This is a genomic window from Nocardia sp. NPDC059154, from assembly GCF_042755705.1.
Lineage (GTDB): Bacteria > Actinomycetota > Actinomycetes > Mycobacteriales > Mycobacteriaceae > Nocardia.
The window spans coordinates 9,250-31,608 of the sequence record NZ_JBHZCS010000051.1; the positions used below are offsets into that span (position 1 = coordinate 9,250).

22 protein-coding genes and 1 tRNA gene are annotated in these 22,359 nt (G+C 68.2%); 13 read left to right on the plus strand and 10 right to left on the minus strand.

The window, feature by feature from the left end; translation table 11 throughout:
- Positions 1–742: Stealth CR1 domain-containing protein (locus ACFXN1_RS34680; protein WP_379463770.1), on the minus strand; the 742-nt coding region annotated here is incomplete at its 3' end.
- Between the two features lie 605 nt (positions 743–1,347).
- Here ACFXN1_RS34680 and ACFXN1_RS34685 point away from each other — a divergent pair.
- The 5 genes from ACFXN1_RS34685 to ACFXN1_RS34705 all read left to right on the plus strand — a co-directional run bounded on the left by ACFXN1_RS34685 (position 1,348) and on the right by ACFXN1_RS34705 (position 3,800).
- Entirely contained in the window at positions 1,348–1,827 is a 480-nt protein-coding gene (locus ACFXN1_RS34685; RefSeq protein WP_379397589.1) for a hypothetical protein, read from the plus strand.
- A gap of 17 nt (positions 1,828–1,844) precedes the next feature.
- Positions 1,845–2,420: a TerD family protein gene (locus ACFXN1_RS34690; RefSeq protein ID WP_354833161.1), complete on the plus strand. Its 576-nt coding sequence runs from the start codon at positions 1,845–1,847 to the stop codon at positions 2,418–2,420.
- A complete protein-coding gene (locus tag ACFXN1_RS34695) occupies positions 2,417–2,713 on the plus strand; it encodes an MTH1187 family thiamine-binding protein (protein WP_364623083.1) in 297 nt (98 codons plus the stop codon). Before ACFXN1_RS34690 ends, ACFXN1_RS34695 begins: the two co-directional genes overlap by 4 nt.
- A 188-nt stretch (positions 2,714–2,901) precedes the next feature.
- A complete protein-coding gene (locus tag ACFXN1_RS34700) occupies positions 2,902–3,483 on the plus strand; it encodes a TetR family transcriptional regulator (RefSeq protein WP_379439436.1) in 582 nt (193 codons plus the stop codon).
- 2 nt (positions 3,484–3,485) lie between these two features.
- On the plus strand, positions 3,486–3,800 hold the full coding sequence (locus ACFXN1_RS34705) for an antibiotic biosynthesis monooxygenase family protein (protein WP_379439438.1): 315 nt from the start codon (positions 3,486–3,488) through the stop codon (positions 3,798–3,800).
- A 13-nt stretch (positions 3,801–3,813) separates the two neighbouring features.
- Here ACFXN1_RS34705 and ACFXN1_RS34710 read toward each other — a convergent pair whose 3' ends face one another.
- The 3 genes from ACFXN1_RS34710 to mfd all read right to left on the minus strand — a co-directional run bounded on the left by ACFXN1_RS34710 (position 3,814) and on the right by mfd (position 9,429).
- Positions 3,814–4,797 (minus strand): hypothetical protein, encoded by a 984-nt coding sequence (locus ACFXN1_RS34710; protein ID WP_379397584.1) that lies wholly within the window; start codon positions 4,795–4,797, stop codon positions 3,814–3,816.
- Between the two features lie 98 nt (positions 4,798–4,895).
- Positions 4,896–5,615 (minus strand): MazG family protein, encoded by a 720-nt coding sequence (locus ACFXN1_RS34715; RefSeq protein ID WP_379439501.1) that lies wholly within the window; start codon positions 5,613–5,615, stop codon positions 4,896–4,898.
- A gap of 196 nt (positions 5,616–5,811) precedes the next feature.
- A complete protein-coding gene (mfd, locus tag ACFXN1_RS34720; RefSeq protein ID WP_379439439.1) occupies positions 5,812–9,429 on the minus strand; it encodes a transcription-repair coupling factor in 3,618 nt (1,205 codons plus the stop codon).
- A gap of 126 nt (positions 9,430–9,555) precedes the next feature.
- Here mfd and ACFXN1_RS34725 point away from each other — a divergent pair, with 126 nt between their 5' ends.
- Both ACFXN1_RS34725 and ACFXN1_RS34730 read left to right on the plus strand, forming a co-directional pair.
- Positions 9,556–9,948 (plus strand): DUF1801 domain-containing protein, encoded by a 393-nt coding sequence (locus tag ACFXN1_RS34725; protein WP_379439441.1) that lies wholly within the window; start codon positions 9,556–9,558, stop codon positions 9,946–9,948.
- A gap of 131 nt (positions 9,949–10,079) precedes the next feature.
- Entirely contained in the window at positions 10,080–11,207 is a 1,128-nt protein-coding gene (locus ACFXN1_RS34730) for a hypothetical protein (protein WP_379439442.1), read from the plus strand.
- Between the two features lie 71 nt (positions 11,208–11,278).
- Here the strand turns inward: ACFXN1_RS34730 and ACFXN1_RS34735 are convergent, their stop codons facing one another.
- The gene (locus ACFXN1_RS34735; protein WP_379387467.1) at positions 11,279–11,926 is read right to left on the minus strand and encodes a TetR family transcriptional regulator; all 648 of its coding nucleotides are present in this window, start codon (positions 11,924–11,926) and stop codon (positions 11,279–11,281) included.
- Positions 11,927–12,155: 229 nt separating this feature from the next.
- A complete protein-coding gene (locus ACFXN1_RS34740) occupies positions 12,156–12,770 on the minus strand; it encodes a TetR/AcrR family transcriptional regulator (RefSeq protein ID WP_354836545.1) in 615 nt (204 codons plus the stop codon).
- Between the two features lie 206 nt (positions 12,771–12,976).
- Here ACFXN1_RS34740 and ACFXN1_RS34745 point away from each other — a divergent pair.
- From ACFXN1_RS34745 to ACFXN1_RS34770, 6 genes are all read left to right on the plus strand, one after another.
- Positions 12,977–13,047: transfer RNA gene (locus tag ACFXN1_RS34745), tRNA-Gln, on the plus strand.
- Positions 13,048–13,170: 123 nt separating this feature from the next.
- Positions 13,171–14,673: a bifunctional UDP-N-acetylglucosamine diphosphorylase/glucosamine-1-phosphate N-acetyltransferase GlmU gene (gene glmU / locus ACFXN1_RS34750; protein ID WP_379397576.1), complete on the plus strand. Its 1,503-nt coding sequence runs from the start codon at positions 13,171–13,173 to the stop codon at positions 14,671–14,673.
- Positions 14,670–15,650 (plus strand): ribose-phosphate diphosphokinase, encoded by a 981-nt coding sequence (locus tag ACFXN1_RS34755; RefSeq protein WP_379397574.1) that lies wholly within the window; start codon positions 14,670–14,672, stop codon positions 15,648–15,650. Before glmU ends, ACFXN1_RS34755 begins: the two co-directional genes overlap by 4 nt.
- 179 nt (positions 15,651–15,829) lie before the next feature.
- The gene (locus ACFXN1_RS34760) at positions 15,830–16,162 is read left to right on the plus strand and encodes a hypothetical protein (RefSeq protein WP_379397572.1); all 333 of its coding nucleotides are present in this window, start codon (positions 15,830–15,832) and stop codon (positions 16,160–16,162) included.
- 68 nt (positions 16,163–16,230) lie between these two features.
- The gene (locus ACFXN1_RS34765) at positions 16,231–16,968 is read left to right on the plus strand and encodes a hypothetical protein (protein ID WP_379439444.1); all 738 of its coding nucleotides are present in this window, start codon (positions 16,231–16,233) and stop codon (positions 16,966–16,968) included.
- Position 16,969: 1 nt separating this feature from the next.
- Positions 16,970–17,608 (plus strand): DUF2461 domain-containing protein, encoded by a 639-nt coding sequence (locus tag ACFXN1_RS34770; protein WP_379439445.1) that lies wholly within the window; start codon positions 16,970–16,972, stop codon positions 17,606–17,608.
- A 44-nt stretch (positions 17,609–17,652) separates the two neighbouring features.
- Here the strand turns inward: ACFXN1_RS34770 and egtD are convergent, their stop codons facing one another.
- From egtD to egtA, 4 genes are read right to left on the minus strand one after another with little or no spacing between them, the layout of a single operon-like run.
- On the minus strand, positions 17,653–18,624 hold the full coding sequence (gene egtD / locus ACFXN1_RS34775) for an L-histidine N(alpha)-methyltransferase (protein WP_379439447.1): 972 nt from the start codon (positions 18,622–18,624) through the stop codon (positions 17,653–17,655).
- On the minus strand, positions 18,621–19,691 hold the full coding sequence (locus ACFXN1_RS34780) for an ergothioneine biosynthesis protein EgtC (protein WP_379439448.1): 1,071 nt from the start codon (positions 19,689–19,691) through the stop codon (positions 18,621–18,623). The genes egtD and ACFXN1_RS34780 overlap by 4 nt, the downstream gene beginning before the upstream one ends.
- A complete protein-coding gene (egtB, locus tag ACFXN1_RS34785) occupies positions 19,691–21,034 on the minus strand; it encodes an ergothioneine biosynthesis protein EgtB (protein ID WP_379439450.1) in 1,344 nt (447 codons plus the stop codon). Before egtB ends, ACFXN1_RS34780 begins: the two co-directional genes overlap by 1 nt.
- Entirely contained in the window at positions 21,031–22,323 is a 1,293-nt protein-coding gene (gene egtA, locus ACFXN1_RS34790; RefSeq protein ID WP_379439451.1) for an ergothioneine biosynthesis glutamate--cysteine ligase EgtA, read from the minus strand. Before egtA ends, egtB begins: the two co-directional genes overlap by 4 nt.
- Positions 22,324–22,359 lie beyond the last annotated feature (36 nt).

Here is a 22,359-nt window from a genome sequence, read left to right on the forward strand (position 1 = left end):
CCGGCAGGCCGCTGATGTCCGAGAAGTGGTCCACCGCACGGACAATGGTGACCTTCGGGTCGTCGGCCAGCCAGTCCGGAATCCGGGAATCGGTGGCGATGAAGATGCGGCGGATCCACGGCGCGTTCTTGTGCACCGAGCGCAGGGCGTAGCGCAGTTCGTCGATCTGGCGGATGCGGGCGTCCGCCTCGTCGCCCTCGCCGACCACCACCTGCGCCATCATTCCGGCACGGCGGGCGCGGAATTCGGGGTCGGTGCCATCCACCCACGAGAAAACCAGGTCGATGTCGAAGCCGACGTCGGTCGGGTTGGGGGTGAACATCCCCGCCAGGGTGGGCCAGCTGGCGTCGTAGAGCAGCACGGTGGCGGGTTCCACGTCGGCGACGTCGAAGACCATGCGGGTCAGGGCATTCGGGCGCGGGCACTCGACGGTGTCGCCGTGGTACTCCCACAGCTCGAGCTCCACGTGATGGGCCGGGTCCAGGTCGCGGCCGAGGCGGAAGACATTGTGCGGCTTCTCGTTGCAGGAGAAGCCCGCGACCATCGCGGCCCCCAGCACCCGTCTCAGGGCCGACCGGTGACCGCTGTCCACGGCCAGTACCAGCCGATGGTCGGCATCGCGCACCAGCACGAACGGCACGTCCGCGGCCGCCAGTTCGCCACGCAGGTAACGCAGATCGTCGATGACCGCATCCGATACCACCAGATTCGCCGCGGTCGCGCGCCCCACCATCTCCACCATTTCCGGCTGCTGCCCCGAACCCAGATCCGCCATCACCATCTCCGCTCTCTTCGCGCTGTTCACCTCATATCTGCAGCCCCGGACCGGCGCGACCGGACGCCGGGCGGACCCGGTACCGGCAGCGTCGTGAAACCTGTTGGGCAGTCAGAAGAACGGAGCGGACAGGGCGGTGCGAGGTGTATTCCACGGTCGTCGCTGATACGGCCGGAATCCCATTCGCACTCACCTCACTCGTTCACATAGCGCCTGCCGCGCCGGTTGGGAAAAGCTGCTGCGTTCGTCGACACCCGGATGGGCGGACGATATTCACCGGGCGGTCATCGGCCGGCTACTCGCATGACCTCGTTCAGTCGAGGGACTGTAACGAATGATGCAGCCGTTATCGCTTCTCGTCAATCTGTTTCCCCGCAGGTCCGGCGGTGTTTTCACAGTCGTAACGGACGAACCTCGCGGAACCGGCACGCCGCGGGCCCCGATCGGACGCCAGCGGGCCAGCGCGGCAACGGCATACACTTGCGGCAGCACAGTCCAGCCCGCTGTGCGGAGCCGATGGTGAGGTGACGCGGATGGTAGCCGAAGCGCGGGAACGTCAGGAGCCCTCGACAGTGACGGAACCGGACGACACCGAGACGACAGCACATCCGACCGACCACCCCGAACTGGACGCCCTCCCCGAATGGCCGCAGGACACCATCGCGGTCCTCGTCACCACCGATCCCGCACCGCACGCCATCCCGGTCTCCTGGCCGGTGCGCGCCGGTGATCGCCGAATCCTGCTCAGCCTCAAGTTCGATCGCGGCTCGCTGGCGCGGCTGCGGGAACGCCCCGATATCGCGCTGCTGATTCTGGGCGGCGGCGATGTGGCGCTGTGCGCCCGCGGCACCGCCAAGGTGATCGCCGATCCCATGCCGGACGCGGACGACTATGTGGCGGTGGAATTGACCGTCGAGGTGATCGACGACCACCGGCAATCGGCATTCTCGGTCGCCACGGGAATTCAGCGCACCGTCCTCGACGACAGCGAACTACGCTATCTGGAGAAACGAGTCGCGACGCTCAAAGCGATGGCGGCCAACCGCAACTGAGTATCGAAGGAGTCCGTGTGTCTGTCAGCTTGGCCAAGGGCGGAAACGTTTCGCTGTCCAAACAGGCCCCCAACCTGACCAAGGTCGCGGTGGCGCTGGGCTGGGACGTGCGCACCACCACCGGCGCCGATTACGACCTGGACGCCAGCGCACTGGCCTGCGGATCCAACCAGCGCGTGCTCTCCGACGCGCACTTCATCTTCTACAACAACCTGCGCTCCCCCGAGGGCACCATCGAGCACACCGGCGACAACCTCACCGGCGCGGGCGACGGTGACGACGAGGTGATCAATGTCGACCTGGCCGCCATGCCGCCGACCATCACCAATATCTTCTTCCCGGTCTCCATCCACGAGGCCGACGTCCGCCGTCAGTCCTTCGGCCAGGTCCGCAACGCCTACATCCGCGTGATCGACGCCGTGACCAGTTCCGAACTGGCGCGCTTCGACCTCACCGAGGACGCCTCCACCGAAACCGCCATGGTCTTCGGCGAGCTCTACCGCCACGGCCCCGAGTGGAAATTCCGCGCCATCGGCCAGGGCTACGCCTCCGGCCTGGCCGGCATCGCCCGCGACTACGGCGTGAACGTTTGATCATCGCCTTCTCCGTGACCCCGCTCGGCGTCGGCGAGAACGTCGGCCGCGCCGTCGCCGAAGCGGTCCGGATCGTCCGCGCCAGCGGCCTCCCCAACGAGACCAATGCCATGTTCACCACCATCGAAGGTGAATGGGACGAGGTCATGGCCGTCGTCAAGCAAGCCACCGACGCCGTCATGGCAGTCGCCCCACGCTGCAGCCTCGTCCTCAAAGCCGACATCCGCCCGGGCGTCACCGACGCCATGAAGGCCAAGGTCGAAACAGTTGAGCGCTACCTCGCCGAAGACTGAACCCGCGGCGGCCTGGCCGAGTCAGGTCTTCTGCAGCATCTCTGCGCGATGATGTTCCCCGCACCATTGTCGATCCCTATCCCAAGGATGCGCGCCGAACCACTCGAATCCGAATAGCGATCTTGGCGACAGCGTGTCGCCATGACTGCTATCTTGGGGACACAGTGTCGCCAAGATAGGAGGTTCGGGTGCCGAGGATCGACGCGCCGACGGTGGCGGAGCATCGGGCCAATCAGGAGCAGGTGCTGCTCGCGGCGGCGCGGGAGTTGTTGCTGAGCAAGGGGGTTGGGGCGGTGACGCCGGCGGCGGTGGGGGCGGCGGCGGGGCTGGCCAGGAGCAGTGTGTACAAGTACTTCCGGTCGGGGGAGGAGATTCTCGCGCGGATCGTGGTGGACTCGTTCGCCAGCTGGGGGCGGATCGTGGGCGAGGCCGTCGCGGCCGCCGAAGGGGCGGATGCGCGCGTCATCGCCTATGTGCAGGCCACGGTGGAGTTGGCGGGGGCGGGGGCGCATCGGATCGCCGTCCTCGGCGGGGCTGGGCTGACGGATGCGAGTGCACGGGAGCGGATTTCACGTACGCATCATGAAATGGCCGAACCGCTGCGGCAGGCACTCGCCGAGCGGGGAGATCCGGAACCGGAGTTGACCGCGGAGCTGGTCGATGGGGCGTTGGGACGGGCCATCGATCGGATCGACGCAGGGGATGGTTTCGATCGGGTGCTGTCCACCACCGTGCGATTCATCGGTCGCGCGCTGAATCTCGAGGAGTAGTCATGTTTGTCGTCGTCAATGAGTTGTTCGTGGCGGACGCGGATCGGGAGGTGTTCGAACGGAACTTCGGGGCGAGCATGCGGGGGACGCTGTCGGCGGTACCGGGACTGGTGGGGGCACGGCTGATGCGCGCCCGGGAGGTCGGGCGCGGCTATGTGTCGATGCTCGAATTCGCCGATGAGGCCGCGTATATCGGGTATCTGGAGTCGGATGCGTTTCGGGCAGCACACGACTGGCCCGACCACGCGCCGATCAAGAGCAACGTATTGAGCACCTATTCGGTGATCACCGACGTAGTCGAGAACGTCCGGCCCTGAGCGGTCCGCGCGGTCAGGAGATGCGTTGGCGGAGCCAGGTGGGGATTTCGTCGCCGGCCCGGGGGTAGGTGGCGAGTTCGCGGCGGCATTCGTCGGGCTCGGGGATGGGGAGCCAGTCGGGGATTTCCTTGAAGGACAGGGTGAATTCGGCCTTGGTGGAGGCGGCCCGGAGGACGACCTGGCCGCTGAGCCAGGTGCCGGTCATCTGGTCGTAGCAGACTTCCTTGAGCCGGTTGAGGAGGGTGAGGATCTCCTCGGAGGGCTGGAACTCGTCGGTGTGATCGGCGTCGGGGTCGGTCAGCTCGAGCTGGATGCCGGCGTGGCCGTCGTCGCCGACCCGGGAGAACCACAGGACCGCGAGATTCCAGCCGACGGGGAGCGCATCGGTGAGGGCGCTCACGAGCGCGCTCTCCACCATGTCGCGATCGGGTGAGCGGGGCGCGGCCGGCGGCGCGTCGGCGGGCGCGTCCTCGACGGCACGCACCGACAGACCGGGATGATGCTCCCGCATCACGTCCACCACCATCGGCACCGGCACCGGCAGCCGCTCGGCCACGATGAACAGCCGGCGGTCCGGATTACGGCGCGTCGTCACATCGCCGAGTGCCTGTACGCGGTCACGGAATTCGGCCGGATCGCGCAGCACCACCTCGGCGAACATCTCCGCGCGACCGCCCTTGCGCAACCGCCCGATGCCCAGCCGCACCCGCTCCACCTCCGCCCACGCCACATGCGGAAACCCGCGATAGGTGAAGCCCTGGTCGGTGACCAGCAGGGTCGGCTGCGGGCGAAGCAGATCCTCGAGCATGGCATACACCCCGAAACCGAACAACGCCATGGCCAATCCGCCGAGCACCCGCATGACCAGCTGCTGATTGCCGTCGAACACCACGAAACCGGGTAGCGCGGTCATCAATAGGAAGAAGACCAGCGCGATGATCGCACCCGTTCGTGACGGGTAGTACTCGGTAATCGATTCGCGCCCCGAAGCATGCACCCCTCTGACGCTAGCCGAAACGAGCCGAAGGCAACACCGCCGTTATCGCCCGGCATCGCGACCGCGACGCCCGATCCGTCCGCGACGCCGGATCCCGTTCAGCCGCGCGGCCAGTACCGATGCCAGTCCGCGGCGGCCAGCGCGCGCCGCTCACCCCGATCGATTTCCGCGGCATCCTCGGCGGCGCGGATGGCTTCGGCGAACGCGAGAGTGGCCTTGCGCAACCGCTCTTCGGCACTGTCCGGCCCGCCGAGCTCCACGACACGCAGAGCGCCGGGAATCAGCTCCTCGGGTAAACCCGCCTTGATACCTCGCGAGCGAACCTTCTCCGCCAGCGCCAGCGCGGGCTGCGCCATGGCAATGCCGTCCAGGCAGGAGCGCCGCGCCTTCTCGGCGGATTTGCGCTCCTCCCAAGCCTTTTCCTGCGCCGCGATCTTGTCGGCGACCGCCGCGGCCGGATCGATGCCGTATTCGCCGGAACCGTGCTCACCGATCAGATGCGGACTGCGGTGCACCAGCTTGGACACCAGCGCCGCGGCCACGTCGGCGACGGTGAATTCCCCTGCGGCCTCGGCGATCCGGGAGTGGAACAGCACCTGCAGCAGCAGATCCCCCAGCTCCTCCTTGATGGTCTCCGCGTCTTCGGCCTGAATGGCATCCAGGAGTTCGTACGTCTCCTCCAGCAGGTACGGCCGCAGCGAATCATGCGTCTGCGTCACCTCCCACCCGCCGAAGTTCCACAGCCGGTCCATCACCTCGACCGCCTCGCCCAGCGCCGCGATCATGCGCGCGGCATCCGCCGCGGATTCGGCCGCCATCGCCTCGCGCCCCGCCTCGCCACGCCCGAAACCGCCACCCGCGCTGGGCTGTTCCGGGGCCCGCCGGACCGACTCCGCTCCCGCGCCGTTCCCGGTACTCATCACGCCACCGCAGCCGCGGGCCGGACGCACGACGCCGTCGGCACGACGGCCCGCCCTACGAACGCCCGTGGCGGGCTTGCGTTGGTCGGGCAACTCATCGGGGAGCCAGCACCTCCGCTGCGACCTTGACATCCACTGCGCCCGGGGCCTTTCCGTCCAGGGCGAGCAGCAGGTCCGCGACGAACTGGAGCACCTGCACGTCGCGGACGCGGGCCGCGCCGACGCTGTCCTCGACGCGCGGCAACGGCAGCTGGACGATGCCGGTCGCCGGGCGGTAGGTGGCGCTGGGGTACAGCCGCTTCAGCCGCAGCTGCTTGGAATCCGGGAGCTGCAGCGGCGACACCTTCAGAGTGGTTCCGGTGACACCGATCTCGGCGATGGCGTACTCGCGGGCCAGCAGGCGCAGCTTGGCGACCGAGACCAGGCGGCCGACCTCCACGGGGAGCGGGCCGTAGCGGTCCACCAGTTCCTCGACCACCGCCGAGAGCGCCGAATCGTCCTGGGCGGCGGCGAGTTTGCGGTATGCCTCCAGGCGCAGGCGGTCGGAGGCGATGTAGTCGGGCGGGATGTGGGCGTCCACCGGCAGGTCGATGCGGACCTCCTTGACCTCCTCGTCCACCGAGATCGGGCGGCCGTCGGCGGCGGCCCGGTAGGCCTCCACCGCCTCGCCGACCAGGCGCACGTACAGGTCGAAGCCGACACCCGCGACATGGCCGGACTGCTCGGCGCCCAGCACATTGCCCGCGCCGCGAATCTCGAGGTCCTTCATGGCCACCGCCATGCCCGCGCCCAGATCCGAGTTCTGCGAGATGGTCGCGAGCCGGTCGTAAGCGGTCTCGGTGAGCGGCTTCTCCGGCGGGTACAGGAAGTAGGCGTAGCCGCGTTCCCGCGAGCGGCCGACCCGCCCGCGCAGCTGGTGCAGCTGCGAAAGGCCCAGGGCGTCGGCGCGTTCCACGATCAGGGTATTGGCATTGGAGATGTCCAGACCGGTCTCGATGATGGTGGTGCACACCAGCACATCGAATTCCCGCTCCCAGAAGCCCTGCACGGTCTTCTCGAGCATGTCCTCGTTCATCTGCCCGTGCGCGACCGCCACTCGCGCCTCCGGCACCAGGTCGCGAATCCGCTTGGCCGCCTTGTCGATCGACGACACCCGGTTGTGCACGTAGAACACCTGGCCGTCGCGCAACAGCTCACGGCGGATGGCCGCGGCCACCTGCTTGTCGTTGTAGGCGCCCACGTAGGTGAGCACCGGATGCCGCTCCTCCGGCGGGGTGAGGATGGTCGACATCTCGCGAATGCCGGCGAGGGACATCTCCAGCGTGCGCGGAATCGGCGTGGCGGACATGGTCAGGACGTCCACGTGGGTGCGCAGCGCCTTGATGTGCTCCTTGTGCTCGACGCCGAACCGCTGCTCCTCGTCGATGACGACCAGGCCCAGATCCTTCCAGCGCACCCCGGTCTGCAGCAGACGATGGGTACCCACCACGATGTCGACATCCTTGGTGGTCATGCCCTCCAGGATTTCCCGCGATTCGGTCGCATCGGTGAAGCGGGACAGGCCCTTCACCACCACCGGGAAACCGGCCATCCGCTCGGTGAAGGTCTGCAGATGCTGTTGCGCCAGCAGCGTGGTCGGCACCAGCACGGCCACCTGCTTACCGTCCTGCACCGCCTTGAAGGCCGCGCGCACCGCGATCTCGGTCTTGCCGTAGCCGACGTCACCACAGATCACGCGGTCCATCGGGACCGCCTTCTCCATATCGGACTTCACCTCGGCGATGGCCGAGAGCTGATCGACGGTCTCGGTGAACGCGAAGGCGTCCTCCATCTCCTGCTGCCACGGCGTGTCCGCGCCGAAGGCGTGGCCGGGCGCGGCCTGCCGGGCGGCATAGAGCTGCACCAGCTCGGTGGCGATCTCGCGAACCGCCTTGCGCGCCTTGCGCTTCGTATTGGCCCAGTCGGAACCGCCCAGTTTGGACAGCGACGGCATCTCGCCGCCGACGTAGCGCGACAGCTGATCCAGCGAGTCCATCGGCACGAACAACCGGTCCCCCGGCTGGCCGCGCTTGCTGGGCGCGTACTCGATGACCAGGTACTCGCGGCGCGCGCCGCCGACGGTCCGTTCGATCATCTCCACGAAGCGGCCGATGCCGTGCTGGTCGTGCACCACCATGTCGCCGGCGGTCAGCGCCAGCGGATCGACCTGGTTGCGCCGCCGCGCGGGCAGCTTCTTGCCCTCGCCGGGCGCGGTGACCCGGTTGCCGGTGAGGTCGGACTCCGCGATCACCACCAGCTTGGCGTCATCGAACACGACGCCGTCGTGCAGCGACCCGCACAGCACGCCGACCAGTCCGCGCACCGGCTCGGCACCGGCCTCCAGCGCCGCCGCGGGCACCTCGGCATCGGCCAGCCGTTCCAGAATGCGTTGCGCCGTACCGTGTCCGGCCACCACGATGACCGCGCGGCCACCGGTCGCGACATGCGCGCGCAGCGAGGCGAAGATGGTGGCGACCAGCTCCTCCGAACCGCGCGCCGAGGCGGCGGCCAGCACCGGCAGCGCGATCTCCTTCGGATCGTCGGCGGCCAGCGGGCTCAGCGTCCACCAGGGCAGGCCGCGCCGCTCGGCATCGGCGTGCACCACATCCAGCCCCCGGTAACTGGAGGCGGCCAGATCCAGCCCGTGCGCGCCCAGCGGGGCGGCCCCGCCGAAGGAGGCCGCCGTCCACGACGCCTCCAGGAATTCCTGCCCGGTGCGCACCAGGTCGGCGGCGCGGGTGCGGACCTTCTCCGGATCGCACAGCAGCACATGGGTTTCCGCGGGCAGCGCGTCCACCAGCAGTTGCAGCTCACCGGGCTGCAGCACCGGCAGCAGCGCCTCCATGCCCTCCACCGGGACGCCCTGGGAGATCTTCTCCAGCATCTCCACCAGCGCGGCATCGGCCGGATTCTCGGCGGCCACCTGGGCGGCGCGTTCCCGCAGGGCGTCGGTGAGCAGCAGTTCCCGGCACGGCGGCGCGACCACCAGGTCGATCGGCACCTCGTGGATCGAGCGCTGGTCCTGCACCGAGAAGGCGCGCACCTCGGAGACCTCGTCGCCCCAGAACTCCACGCGCACCGGATGATCCGCGGTCGGCGGGAAGACGTCCAGAATGCCGCCGCGCACCGCGAACTCGCCGCGCTTGCCGACCATGTCGACCCGCTCGTAGGCGAATTCCACCAGCCGCGTGAGCAATTGGTCGAAGTCGAACTCGGCGCCGCGGCGCAGCACGATGGGTTCGATCTCCCCCAGCCCCGCCGCCATCGGCTGCATGAGCGAGCGCACCGTGGTGACCACCACCCGCAGCGGACCCGCGAACCCCGGGTCCTCCGGATGCGCCAGCCGGCGCAGCACCTGCAGCCGCCGGCCCACGGTGTCCGCGCCCGGCGAGAGCCGCTCGTGCGGCAGCGTCTCCCAGGACGGGAACAGTGCGACCGTGTCGCCCAGCATCTCCGTCAGCTCGACGGCCAGATCGTCGGCCTCCCGCCCGGTGGCCGTCACCACCAGCAGCGGGCGGTGCCCGGCAATGGTCGACGCCACGAACGGCCGCACCGCCGACGGCGCGACCAGCATCGCCGACTCCCGGCCGATCAGACTCGCGACCTGCTCCAGCGCGGCATCGGCACCGGCCACCGCAGCCAGTCCCGCCAGAGGTGGACGTTGGGTGGTCATGGGGCAGACTCCTCGGCGCGGATCAGCGTTTCAGACAGCCAACTGAGTCTAGTCACCCGCTGTGACAGCTTCAGCACGCAGACGCTTCTTGGCCCCCGGGCGCCCCGGCCGTGCTTGGATGGCGGAATGTCCTATGCGAGCGATCCGCGAGTGGACGCCTACATCGACGCCCTGCCCGGCTGGCAACAGGCCATCTGCGGCCAGGTCCGCGACCTGGTGCACGCCGCCGACCCGGCGGTCGAGGAGACCATCAAACGCACGGTCCGGCCCTACTTCGTGCTCGACGGCAATATCTGCGCGCTGCTCGCCACCAAGAAGGCCGTCGACATCTTCCTCTACGACGGGGCCATCGTGCCCGATCCCGAGGGCATCATCACCGGTGGTCACGACAACAAGACCGCCCGCATGATCGCCGTAGCGGAGGGCGAAACCCTCAATGCTCCAGCCCTTCTCACCATGTTCCGGCAGATCATCGCCAACAACCGCGCAGGCGGCCGGCGAAAACTCGAGGGCGAGTAGCCCGTCCCGGGCTCTGCCGCCGATTTCGCCGACCTACCGGCGTCGGGGCCCTGTGATAACAATGGTCCCCGCGGGGAGGAGGTCCGGGGCTCGACCCGCTGTGACCAGAACGCCCGGATCCAGGGGACTGCATGACCACACCGCCACCCGCGCCACCCTCCGGCGGGCAACCGGACCACCACAGCAATCCACCGCAGCCGGACGGCCAGTGGGCAGCCACCCAGCAGTGGCACGGGCAACCGGCTCAGACGCAGTTTCCGCCGCAAGGCCGGTTCCCGTCGCAGCAGCAATTCGGGCAACCACAGCAGCAGTTCGAACAGCCCCAGCACTTCGCCCCGGGACCGGGTCATGATGTTCCGCAGCACGGGTTCCCGCCGCCGGGGTTCGGTTCGCCGCAGAGCCAGTTCAGCTCCCCTCAGGGCCAGTTCGGTATGCCGCAAGGACAATTCGCGCAGCAGCAGCCCTTCGGCGCACCGGGTCAGTTCGGCGCACAACCGCCGGTGGTCACACAACCGTTGGGGCGCAACAAGAATCGGATGATCCTGGTGGCGCTGGCCGGGGTCGCGGTGCTGGTCGTGGGTGCGGTGATCGCTGTGGTGGCGACGCGGCCGGATGATGCGGGCGGCACGCAGGCCCAGTCCGCGGAGACATCGAGCGCGGCCGCCACTACCAAAACCGGGGCCGGCACGAGCGATCCGGCGGCAATGGTGCTGGCGGTCGACGACCTGCCGGTCGGGTGGACCGAGGACACCAAGAAGGAGCAGCAGACCAACGACGGCACCGATGAGGCCCGGGTCTCGGGTGAGACTCCGGACTGCACCGCGAAGCTGAAGAAGGAGGCCGCCCCGCCCGCGACCAAACCGGCGGCGAAGGCCACCTCAGCGTTCGCCCAGAAGGGCGGCTACGGCGGCGCCTCGGTGGCGACGACGGTCGCGTTCCGCACCCCCACCGAGATCCAGAGCGAATTCGACGAGGAGAAGGACGCCTCCGACAATTGCCCGACGGTGATCTACGACGGCATGCAGATCGTGTACACGAAGATCTCGAACATTCCGGCGGTGGGCGACGAGATCATCGGCTACCAGATGGACGCCACGGCGGCCGGCGGTGGCCAGGCCCGCGGCCTGCACTATGTCTGCCGGTCGGGCGGCAAGGTCTGGTACTTCGACTACAACGCCAACGTCAACGACTACCACGCCGACGAGGCCAACCGCCTGTTCACCAAGGCGCTCACCAAGTGGCAGGCGGGGCTCAAGTAGCCGATTCGCGAAACCCGCTGCGCCACAGCACTGCTCGCTACGTGCTCACACGCACCGCACGGTGCACAGTCCTACTGCACGTAGCGACGCAGGCGGCGAGCCGCGAATTCGCGGAAGTAGGCGACCTTCTCCTCGGGCACGATGCTCGGCAGCAGGAAGTACCAGGCCCGCTCCATGCGGGTCGCCATCTGATCGATGGACTCGGTGCTGACCGCGACGATATGGACGCCGGTGGTCATCTCCTGCAGCAGCATGCCGATGGTGTCGGGATCCAGGTCGGGTTTGAGATCCCCCTGGGTGATCGCGCGTTCGGCGAGCAAACGGTGCGTCTCACCCCAGGTCTTGGCGATATTGTCGCCGGTCGCGCCGCGATAGTCGCCGATCTGATGGGTCAGTTTGAGCATCGCGCCCACCATCGGGTCGTTCATGGTGAGGTCGGCGACCACATAGGTGATCCCGATGCACGCCTCCAGCGCCGGCACCCGCGGATCGAAGAATCCCTGGCATGCGCTGACCAGTCGCTCGTTGCCCTGATCGACGACCGCGCGCGCCAGTTCTTCCTTGGATCCGAAGTGAAAGTACAACGCGCCCTTGGTCACATTCGACTGCGCGATGATCTCGGACAGGGACGCGTTCGCGTAGCCCAGTCGCAGAAAGACATCGGCCGCGCCCGCGAGCACGGAATCGCGAGTGATCTCCGCACGCGCCTGCCTAGCCATCAGAGCCGCCTGTCATCAAACCAGCCATCCTGAAGTAGACCGATATCCCGAAGTTGACCGACATCACAGTTCGAACAGCACTCGAAGGATGGGTGAACCGTACCACCCGGCTGCGTGCTGCCAGTCGATTCGAGCATTCGACCCGTCCTCCTTCGCAATTCGCTGGTTAACTGTCCAGTTCTGCCCCGCTAGGACAGACATATCAGACCTGAATTCAAACCGCCGGGTTCTATAACCCCTTGCCGCTCGGCCATTCCGACGCCAGCTGGGGTTCCGCCTCCAAATGAGTGAGGCCGTTCCAGCACAGGTTCACCAGGTGCGCGGCCACCACTTCCTTCGATGGCTGGCGCTCGTCCAGCCACCAGGTCGCCGCCGTCGCAACCATTCCCACCAGCGCCTGCCCGTACAGCGTCGCCAGCGTCGGGTCCAGCCCGCGGCGCTCGAAATCCCCGGCCAGAATGTGCGCCACCTGATTCACGGCCTCGTTCAGCAGACTCGAGTAGGTGCCCTCCGCGGCCGACACCGGCTGATCCCGCATGAGGATCCGGAAGCCGTCGGTGCGCTCCTCCATATAGGTGAGCAACGCCAGCGCCACCTGCTCCAGCCGCACCCGCGAACGGTTCTGGGTGAGCGAGGAGGTGATCATCTCCAGCAGCGTCGACATCTCCCGGTCGACCACCACGGCGTAGAGCCCCTCCTTGCCGCCGAAGTGCTCGTACACCACCGGTTTCGACACCTGGGCCCGCGCCGCGATCTCCTCGATCGAGGTGGCGTCGTACCCCCGCTCCGCGAACAGCGCCCGGCCGATCTCGATGAGCTGCTGGCGGCGCTGGGTGCCGGTCATGCGCGGCCGCGCCGGCTTGGAGCCCTCGCCCGTCGTCATCGCCACCTGCCCTTTCACCCTGCCCCCGAGCACCTTTGCAGGGGGTGCGGGGCCATGGGCCGCCGCGCATTCGTACGTAGCCTATCGACAGACACGTTCGAATCTATGTAAGCGGTTCGACGTAGAGGCGTACTTCATGCGAGGATCAGACCCGCATGAAGCGCCAATCCGCCGTGGTGTAATGGCAGCACAACTGATTTTGGTTCAGTTTGTCCAGGTTCGAGTCCTGGCGGCGGAGCTCACGCGCAGGGTCGATATGGTGGGCCCCGCACAAAATCGCTGACCACGCTGTGGGTGCTGACCCACTGTGGCCCAGCACAACTTGACTCAGCACACGATGACCGGCAGCCGAGGGAGATCCATGCCACAGCAGACCGCCGTCGTCGTTCTCGCCGCCGGAGCCGGAACCCGAATGCGGTCCAAGACACCCAAGGTGTTGCACCCGCTCGCCGGTCGGAGCATGCTCGCCCACGCGCTGCATGCCGCGCACGAGATCGACCCGACGGCGCTCATCACCGTGATCGGTCACGATCGCGAACAGGTCGGCGACGCGGTCGGCAAGGTGGGAGCCGAACTGGGCCGCCAGATCACCCTGGCGGTGCAGGAGGAACAACGCGGTACCGGGCACGCCGTGCAGTGCGCGCTCACCTCGCTGCCGGAGAACTTCGACGGCGACGTCCTCGTCACCTACGCCGACGTGCCACTGCTGGACGGGCACACCCTGCACGCGCTGCTCGACGAGCACCGCAGCTACTCCGACGGATCCGCAGTCACCGTACTGACTTTCGAGCCCGAGGACCCGAACGGCTACGGCCGCATCGTGCGCGACGCCCAGGGCCACGTGCTGGAGATCGTCGAGCACGCCGACGCCAGCCCGGCGCAGGCGGCCATCACCGAGGTCAACTCCGGCGTCTACGTCTTCGACGCGGCCGTGCTGCGAATCATGATCTCGCGCATCGATACCGCCAACGCCCGCCACGAGCTGTACCTCACCGACGTGCTCAAGCTGGCCCGTGAGGCCGGACATCCGGTGCACGGCGCGCGGCTGATCGATTCCGCCAAGGTCACCGGCGTGAACGATCGGGTGCAGCTGGCCGGCGCGGCCCGCACCCTCAACCGCTACATCCTGGAACGGCACATGCGCGCCGGGGTCACCATCATCGATCCGGGCAGCACCTGGATCGACGGGAACGTGGTCATCGGCCGCGACGCCGTCATCCGGCCGGGCGTACAACTGTTGGGCGACACCGTGATCGGCGAGGACGCCGAGGTCGGACCGGATTGCACGCTCACCGACGTGACCGTCGGCGACGGCGCCAAGGTGGTGCGCACGCACGGCGAGAAGTCGAGCATCGGCCCGGGCGCGAGCGTCGGCCCCTTCGCCTATCTGCGGCCCGGCACCTCGCTCGGCGCGGAGGGCAAGATCGGCGGCTTCGTCGAGACCAAGAACGCCACCATCGGCGCGCACTCCAAGGTCCCGCACCTGACCTATGTCGGCGACGCCACCATCGGCGAATACAGCAATATCGGCGCCTCCAGCGTTTTCGTCAATTACGACGGGGTCAAGAAGCACCACACCACGGTCGGCTCGCACGTGCGCACGGGCAGCGACACCATGTTCGTCGCGCCGGTCACCGTGGGTGACGGCGCGTATTCGGCGGCGGGTACTGTACTGCGCAGAAGCGTTCCCCCGGGAGCGCTCGCGGTGTCGGGTGGAGCACAACGCAACATTGAAGGCTGGGTGCAGCGCAATCGCCCCGGCACCGATGCAGCCCGCGCGGCCGAAGCGGCGCTCGCGGCTCTCCCGGATCCGCCGGGAACCACCGAGATATCCAACGAGCAAAAGGATGGCGAACGTCAGTGACCGCGTTCTCTACCGATAACCAGAAGAATCTGATGCTGTTCTCGGGGCGCGCTCATCCTGAGCTCGCCGAGGCGGTGGCCAAGGAACTCAACGTTCACGTCACTCCCCAGACCGCGCGCGACTTCGCAAACGGTGAGACCTTCGTCCGGTTCGAGGAATCGGTGCGCGGCTCCGACGCTTTCGTGCTGCAGAGCTTCCCGGCCCCGCTGAACCAGTGGGTCATGGAGCACCTGATCATGATCGACGCGCTCAAGCGCGGTTCGGCCAAGCGCATCACCTCGGTGCTGCCCTTCTACCCCTACGCCCGTCAGGACAAGAAGCACCGCGGCCGCGAGCCCATCTCGGCCCGCCTGATCGCGGACCTGCTCAAGACCGCGGGCGCGGACCGCATCATCACCATCGACCTGCACACCGATCAGATCCAGGGCTTCTTCGACGGCCCGGTCGATCACATGCACGCGCAGGTGCAGCTGGCCGAGCACATCCGCAACAACTACGACCTGTCCAACATCACGGTCGTCTCCCCCGACGCCGGCCGCGTGAAGGTCGCCGAGAAGTGGGCCAACTCGCTGGCGGACGCGCCGATGGCGTTCATCCACAAGACCCGCGACCCGCTGGTCCCCAACCAGACCGTCTCCAACCGCGTGGTCGGTGAGGTCGAGGGCCGCACCTGCATCCTGATCGACGACATGATCGACACCGGTGGCACCATCGCCGGCGCGGTCAAGGTGCTGAAGCAGGCCGGCGCGGGCGACGTGGTCATCGCCGCCACCCACGGCATCCTGTCCGACCCGGCCGCCGAGCGTCTCGCCAGCTGCGGGGCCAAGGAGGTCGTGGTGACCAACACCCTGCCGATCGACGAGGCCAAGAAGTTCCCGACGCTGACCGTGCTGTCGATCGCCCCGCTGCTGGCACAGACCATCCGCGAGGTCTTCGAAAACGGTTCCGTCACCGGCCTTTTCAACGGGAACGCATAACCGGCTTCGTAGCTCAGCCCGAAGAACACACCCAAGAGCACCCCTCCCGCTGCACGGGAGGGGTGCTCTTGCGTGAAATGGGGATGGCAATGGATGTCCGTTTCTGAAGGCAAGCGGTAGCGTTGGATCGAACTCAGGGTTGCTACTGGTGCGCTGACTGCGCGGAGAGGTGGTGCCGAATGGCCGGCCGGCCCGACGAGGACGATGCCCGCGTCATGGACGAGATCTTCGACACCGATCAGGTCTTCGACAGCGATGTCGACAACCTCGACTACGACCTCGGCGACGACGATCAGGAAGACGAGATCCGCGAGTACACGCGGTTCATCACCGATCCGCCCGAGGACCTCATCATCCGCAATCGCGAGAACGACGACACCGGCAGGCTCGGCATCGGAGCCGAACTGGACCAGGAGTGGAGCCGCCGGCGGCAGCGTGAGGAGTTCGTGGCCGAGGACGACCGGCCCGCGGAGGTCGCCGCCATGGACATCGTGGAGGAACTCGGCGATTAGGACTGTTGCGTAGCACGTCCCGCAGAGGGATATCCCTGAAGACGCACACCACGATCGAGGAGGGCGCGATGAGCACGCCGCCGCACGAGCCCGGCAAGCCGTCGGACGAATCCGGCACCGGACCGGCCGATATGTTCAAGAAGGAATCCGACGCGCCAGCGTCGGACACGCCGGAGGACGCCTCGGGCGCTCGGCCCACCGACGAACCGCCCGAGGACGACATCACCTTCCGGTACATCCCGGGCACTCCCCCGCCTCCCGGTCAGCCCGACCCCACGCAGTTCAATCCGGCCGCGCAGTTCGAGCCGCCACCGGCCCAGCCGCAGTACCCGGCGGGCGGGGTGTACGGATACCCGCCACAGGGCGATCAACCACCGGCCGCCTACCCGGGCGGCGGGTTTCCGCCATACCCGAACGCTCCCTCCCCTCAGGGTTCGCAGCCTTCTTACCCCCAGGGTGCGCAGCCGCCGTACCCGCAGCAGTTCGGACCCGGTCAGCAGCCGTACGGTCAGCAGCCCTACGGGCAGCCGTATCAGCCGTATCCCGGTGGCGCGAATTTCGGTGCGCCGCCGCCGCGCAGCGGGCCGCAGACCTTCTCGATCATCGGATTCGTCTGCGCGGTCATCGCGCTCATCTTCTGTCCGCCGCTGTTCGGCATCGCGGGCATCGTGCTCGGCGTGATCGGGCACGGCAAGGGCGAGCCGCTGGGCAAGTGGGCCGCGGTCGCCTCCGGGGTGGCGCTGGTGCTGGGCATCATCATCGGGGTCGCGATCTACGGCTCCGGGGTCATGCCGAACACTAATTGACATGACCGCATTCACCGGATTCCCGCTCGCCGGACTCGACTTCTACGAGGATCTGGAAGCCGACAACAGCAAGACCTTCTGGAACGCCCACAAGCAGGTATGGGAGAAGTCCGTCCGGGATCCGATGAAAGCCCTTGTCGCCGAGCTGGAACCGGACTTCGGCGAGGCCAAGATCTTCCGGCCGTACCGGGATGTGCGCTTCGCCAAGGACAAGTCGCCCTACAAGAACCATCAGGGCGCGGTGGTGTACAGCGCGCAGTACTCCGGTTGGTACGTCCAGATCAGCGCGGCCGGACTGCGGGTGGGGGGCGGCATGTACGCCGCCGAGAGCGCCCAGCTCACCGCGCTGCGGGTCGCCATCGACGACGAGGTGCGCGGGGCGGAACTGGAAGGGCTGATCGCACAGCTCGTCTCGGCCGGATACCAGATCGGCGGGGACAAGCTGGCGACCAAACCCAAGGGCTACGACATCGATCACCCCCGCATCGAGCTGCTGCGGCACAAATCCCTCACCGCCGGCAGAGATTTCGGCGCACCCAAGTGGCTGAGCACCCCGCGCGCCGCCCGGGAGGTCCGGGCGGCGTGGGAGGATATGCGACCGCTCATCGAGTGGCTGGCGGCGGTGACGGCGCAGAAGTAGCCGCCACCGCCCGCACACCTACCTGCGTTCCGCGAGCACTGTGCCTACCTGCGCTCCGCGAGCACCAGGGCGAACCGCTCGGCAGGATCGGTCCAGACCCGCTCGGTGGCGAAACCGGCTGCGTCCAGCTCGCTTTCGAGGACCTCGCGGCGGAACTTGGCGGAGATCTCGGTGCGCAGCTGCTCGCCCGCCGCGAAATCGACGGTCAGGTCGAGCTCCGGGATGTGGACGGACATGGCCTCGGTGGCCTCGAGGCGCATTTCGATCCACTCCCGTTCGGCGTCCCAGATCGCGACGTGCCTGAACTTCTCCGGTTCGAAGTTCGCGCCCAGCCGTGTGTTCAGGACATGCAGCACATTGCGATTGAATTCCGCGGTGACACCCGCGGCGTCGTCGTAAGCGGGAACCAGAACCGCCGGGTCGATGACCAGGCCCGCGCCGAGCAGCAGCTGCTCGCCCGGTTCCAGGACATCCCGGATGCCGCCGAGGAATTCGGCGCGCTCGGCGGGGATCAGGTTGCCGATGGTGCCGCCCAGGAAGGCGACCATGCGGCGGCCGCCGCCGGGCAGGTTGTCGAGGGTGGCGGTGAAATCGCTGACCACGCCGTGGACGCCCAGGCCGGGGAACTCCGCGGCCACCTCGTCCGCCGCCATCCGCAGCGCCGAGACCGAGACATCCTGCGGCACATAGCTCTTCAGCGGACCCTCGGCCTGCAGTGCGTTGAGCAACAGCCGGGTCTTGGCCGCCGATCCCGCGCCGAGCTCGACCAGCACCTCGGCCTGCGCGGTCCGGGCGATCTCGCCGACCACCCGTTCCAGCAGGGCCCGCTCGGTGCGGGTCGGGTAGTACTCGGGCAGTTCGGTGATCTTCTCGAACAGCTCGCTGCCGCGTGCGTCGTAGAACCACTTGGGCGGCAACCACTTCGGTTCCGCGGTCAGCCCCTGTCGCACGTCCGCGCGCAGCGCGGTCGTCAAATCCTCGTCGGTCAGATGAATTTCCAGCGTAGCTGCAGTCATGAGCCAGCCCTTCCGATCTCGATATCCAGTGGTTCCACCGACACCCGCCCGTCCCGCACGCTCAGCAGCTGCCGATCGGCAATCAGCCGCCACCGCGGATCGTCATCGAACGGTTCCGAGGCCACCAACACGAACCCGTCGGTCTCCAACACCGACAAAGAGTGATGCCACGTCGTCCCCCAAATCCCCGCCCCGTCCCCCATCAGCAAGTTCAACCGCGCGCGGGGCGACCGCGCCAGCACCGCCGCCATCACCAGCCGCAATACCTCCCCCGGATCTCTCGCCCCCGCACCGTGGAACACAGAGCCGTCCGAGGTCGTGGCCGACCCCCAGATCCGAACCTCCGGCGCTGCACCGGAAGCCGAGGTGACACTGATCGACGACCGGGACGCCACCGTCGCGCCGAAACTCCGCGATTCGCCGATGCCCGAATGCTCGACGCGCGCAGTGGTGTCGCCACCACCTTCGAGCAGTCCGCGCAGGATCACCCATAGGGCGGCGGAGTCGGTCAGGGACTCTGCCTCCAGGAGCGGTGGCGAATCGAATTCGGCGGCAACCGCACTCAGCGCCCGCCGCCAGTCGGGGATCGCGCCGTTGTGGCTGAAGGCCCAGCGGCCGTGGGTGAACGGGGCGCAGGCTGCTCGCTCTACCGGCATTCCCACTGTGGCGGAACGGATTGCGGCCAGTACTGCTCCGGACCGGATCTGCGGCAACACCTCGTCGACCGCCGGATCCGTCCAGATCGGTGCCGCATTGCGATACCGGCTGACCACCGGATCCGCCCCCGCGGCACCGGATCCGGCCTGATCCATCTGAGCGCCGACGGTTTCCGCCGCAGCCCGGATATCCGCCGCCGTGCCGCCGTGCCAGATGACGCCGGGTCCGTGGTCGGGAGCGGCGGCATCGGGGTGGTGCCACCAGGCGACGCCGAAACCGTCGGCGTTGATGGTGCCGCCGCCGCGCATGTCGCGCGGGGCCCAGGATTGGGTGCGCAGGGAATTCGGGCCCCGGGTCAGGAGAACCCCTACCGGGGTGGGTGGGCCCAGGTAGGCGAGGTGACGGCACATCAGCGCTCGTCCGATCTCAGGTCCCGGGCGAGGCGGAAGCCGGCGAAGATCTGACGGCGGATCGGGTGATCCCAGTTGCGGAAGGTGCCGCGGGAGGCGACCTGGTCGGCACCGAAGGAACCACCGCGCAGGACGCGGTAGTCGCCGCCGAAGAAGACCTCGGAGTATTCCCGGTACGGGAAGGCACGGAAGCCCGGGTAGGCCTCGAAACCCGAAGCGGTCCACTCCCAGACGTCGCCGATCAGCTGATGGACACCGGCCGGGGACGCCCCCGCGGGGTAGGCCCCGACATCGGCCGGTTCCAGGTGGTGCTGGCCGAGATTCGCCAGTGCTTCGGTGGGATCGATGTCGCCCCAGGGGTATCGGCGGGAGTGGCCGGTGGCCGGATCGAAGCGGGCGGCCTTCTCCCATTCCGCCTCGGTGGGCAGGCGCTTGCCCGCCCAGTTCGCGTAGGCCTCGGCCTCGAACCAGCAGACGTGCACCACCGGCTGGTGGGCACGCAGCGGCTGCATGGTGCCGAAAACCCTACGCCACCAACGCCCTCCGGCGTCCTGCTCCCAGAACTGGGGCGCCGTCAGCCCGGCCTCCACGCGGTGCGCCCAGCCGCGCTCGGACCACAGCTCGGGCCGCTCGTAGCCGCCGTCGTCGACGAAGGCCAGATACTGCTCGTTGGTGATGGGCGCGGCGTCGATGGCGAAGGCGTCGACGTGCACCGGGTGCGCGGGCCGCTCGTTGTCCAGGGCCCAGGGATCGGAGTCGGTGCCCATGATGAATTCGCCTGCGGGAACGACGACTTCACCGGTGACCGCCACCCGCGCGGCGGGGGTGGGCGGGGCGGACAGCACCGCTTCACCGGTCCGCAACTGGTGGGTGGCGAGCATGGTTTCGTCGTGCTGCTGCTCGTGCTGGGCGATCATGCCGAAGGCGAAGCCGTCGTGGACCAGGTCATTGCCGCGTAAGGGGCTGCGGTCCAGCACATCCCACACCTTGTCCCGTACGGTGCCGACATAGTCGCGGGCCTGCGCCGGATCCAGCAGCGGCAGCGCGGGCCGGTCCGCCCGGGCGTGCCGGAAGGCGTCGTAGAGGTGATCGATGTCCTGCCGCACGGGTTCCCGCCCGCCCACATCGCGCACCAGCCAGAGTTCCTCCTGGTTGCCGATGTGTGCGAGATCCCAGACCAGCGGGCTCATCAGTCGCGAGTGCTGCACGACCAGTTCGGCCTCGTCGACGCACTCGGTCAGTCCGATGGTCCGCCGGCGCGCCCGCTCGAGCGCGTCCGCGATTCGTCCGCGCAACGCCTCGGTCTCCGCCCGATCCGATCCCGGCAGATGCTGAACAGTCATGAGAGAACTTCCGATTCTGTCGGGGTGCGGCCGCTGCGACATCGGTCGGCGGCGGCAGCCAATTCCTTGGCCGCCTCGGGAGTGCCGGCATGCGCGGTGGCCAGGTCGAGCAGGGCGACCGCGGCTGCCCGCAGCTCCGCGTCGGCCAGCCCGCGGCGGGCGGATTCGGACCAGAGATCCGCGGTGGAGGCGGCCAGAGCCGTTGCCTCCGTGATGGTTCCGGGATCGGACAGCAGCGCGTCGATGGCATGCACCGGCACAGACCACCCGTCGCCCGGCTGCGTGTCGAGGTAGCGGACCTCGAGGTGCCCGGCCGCGCGGACCGGCGGGAACAGGGTGGTGAGGTGATAGTCCAGATCCGCCCGGTCCGGGCGGCGGCCGATCTCCTCGTCCAGCGCCCCGCACAGCCAGTCGGCGAAGGTGGCACCGGGCGGGGCCGACCAGTCATCGGCCTGCGGGTCCATCGACCGCACGCACAGCAGCGGCACGTCCAGCGCCCAGCGCGCGTACCCGGTGATCGGGTCGGCCCAGTCGTGCACGGGCGGCCGGGTGCGGAGCGGGTCGAGCCGCTGCCAGGCCCGCATGCGCTGGGAGGCCCAGTCGCCGGGCGGGGCGGTGTGCAGCCCCGGTGAGCAGGCGAAAGCGCCCAGCAGGGCGGGACCGACGGCGTACAGGGCCTGCCAGCGGGCGGCGATCTCGGCGGGATTCGCGCCCGCGTCGACGCTCACCTGGGTGGCGGCGGTATTGCACATCATGAGCGCGCCGAACGGGCCGATGCCGGCGAAGGACCGCTCCATGGCCCGGTAGCGCGGCAGCTGCAGCACACGAAGCGGCCGCCGAGTTGTGTCGGCGGCAGCGGAAATAGTTCGGATTTCGCGGGATTCGAGCAGCTCCCGCAGGCGTATCGTGTCTGCCCGCAAGCGCTCGCACAGTTCGGCGGCGGTGCCGAACGGGGCGCTGGACAGTTCGATCTGACCGCCGGGTTCGAGGGTGACCCGGCTGCCTCCCGGCAATGGAACGGCCGGGGAATCGGGGGAAATGGACCGTGGCGCATGTGGTCCGAGAGCGTCCGCGAGGACCCTGAGGTCCGGACGCGAGTTGGTCGCCGAAAGTTCACCCTGCGCGGTGAGCCACTCCAGTTCGGCGCCGATGAGCAGCGGTGGGCCCTGTTTGAAACAGACTTTTCCGACATAAGCCTCGGCGGCGGCGCGTGACGTGAATTCGCCGCCCGGGTCCGATTCGGCCAGGCCACTGTGCAGCACATCGGTCGGTGACGCCGTGACAGCCATTGCCAACCTCCGTCTGATGCGGTCGCCGCCGGGGAT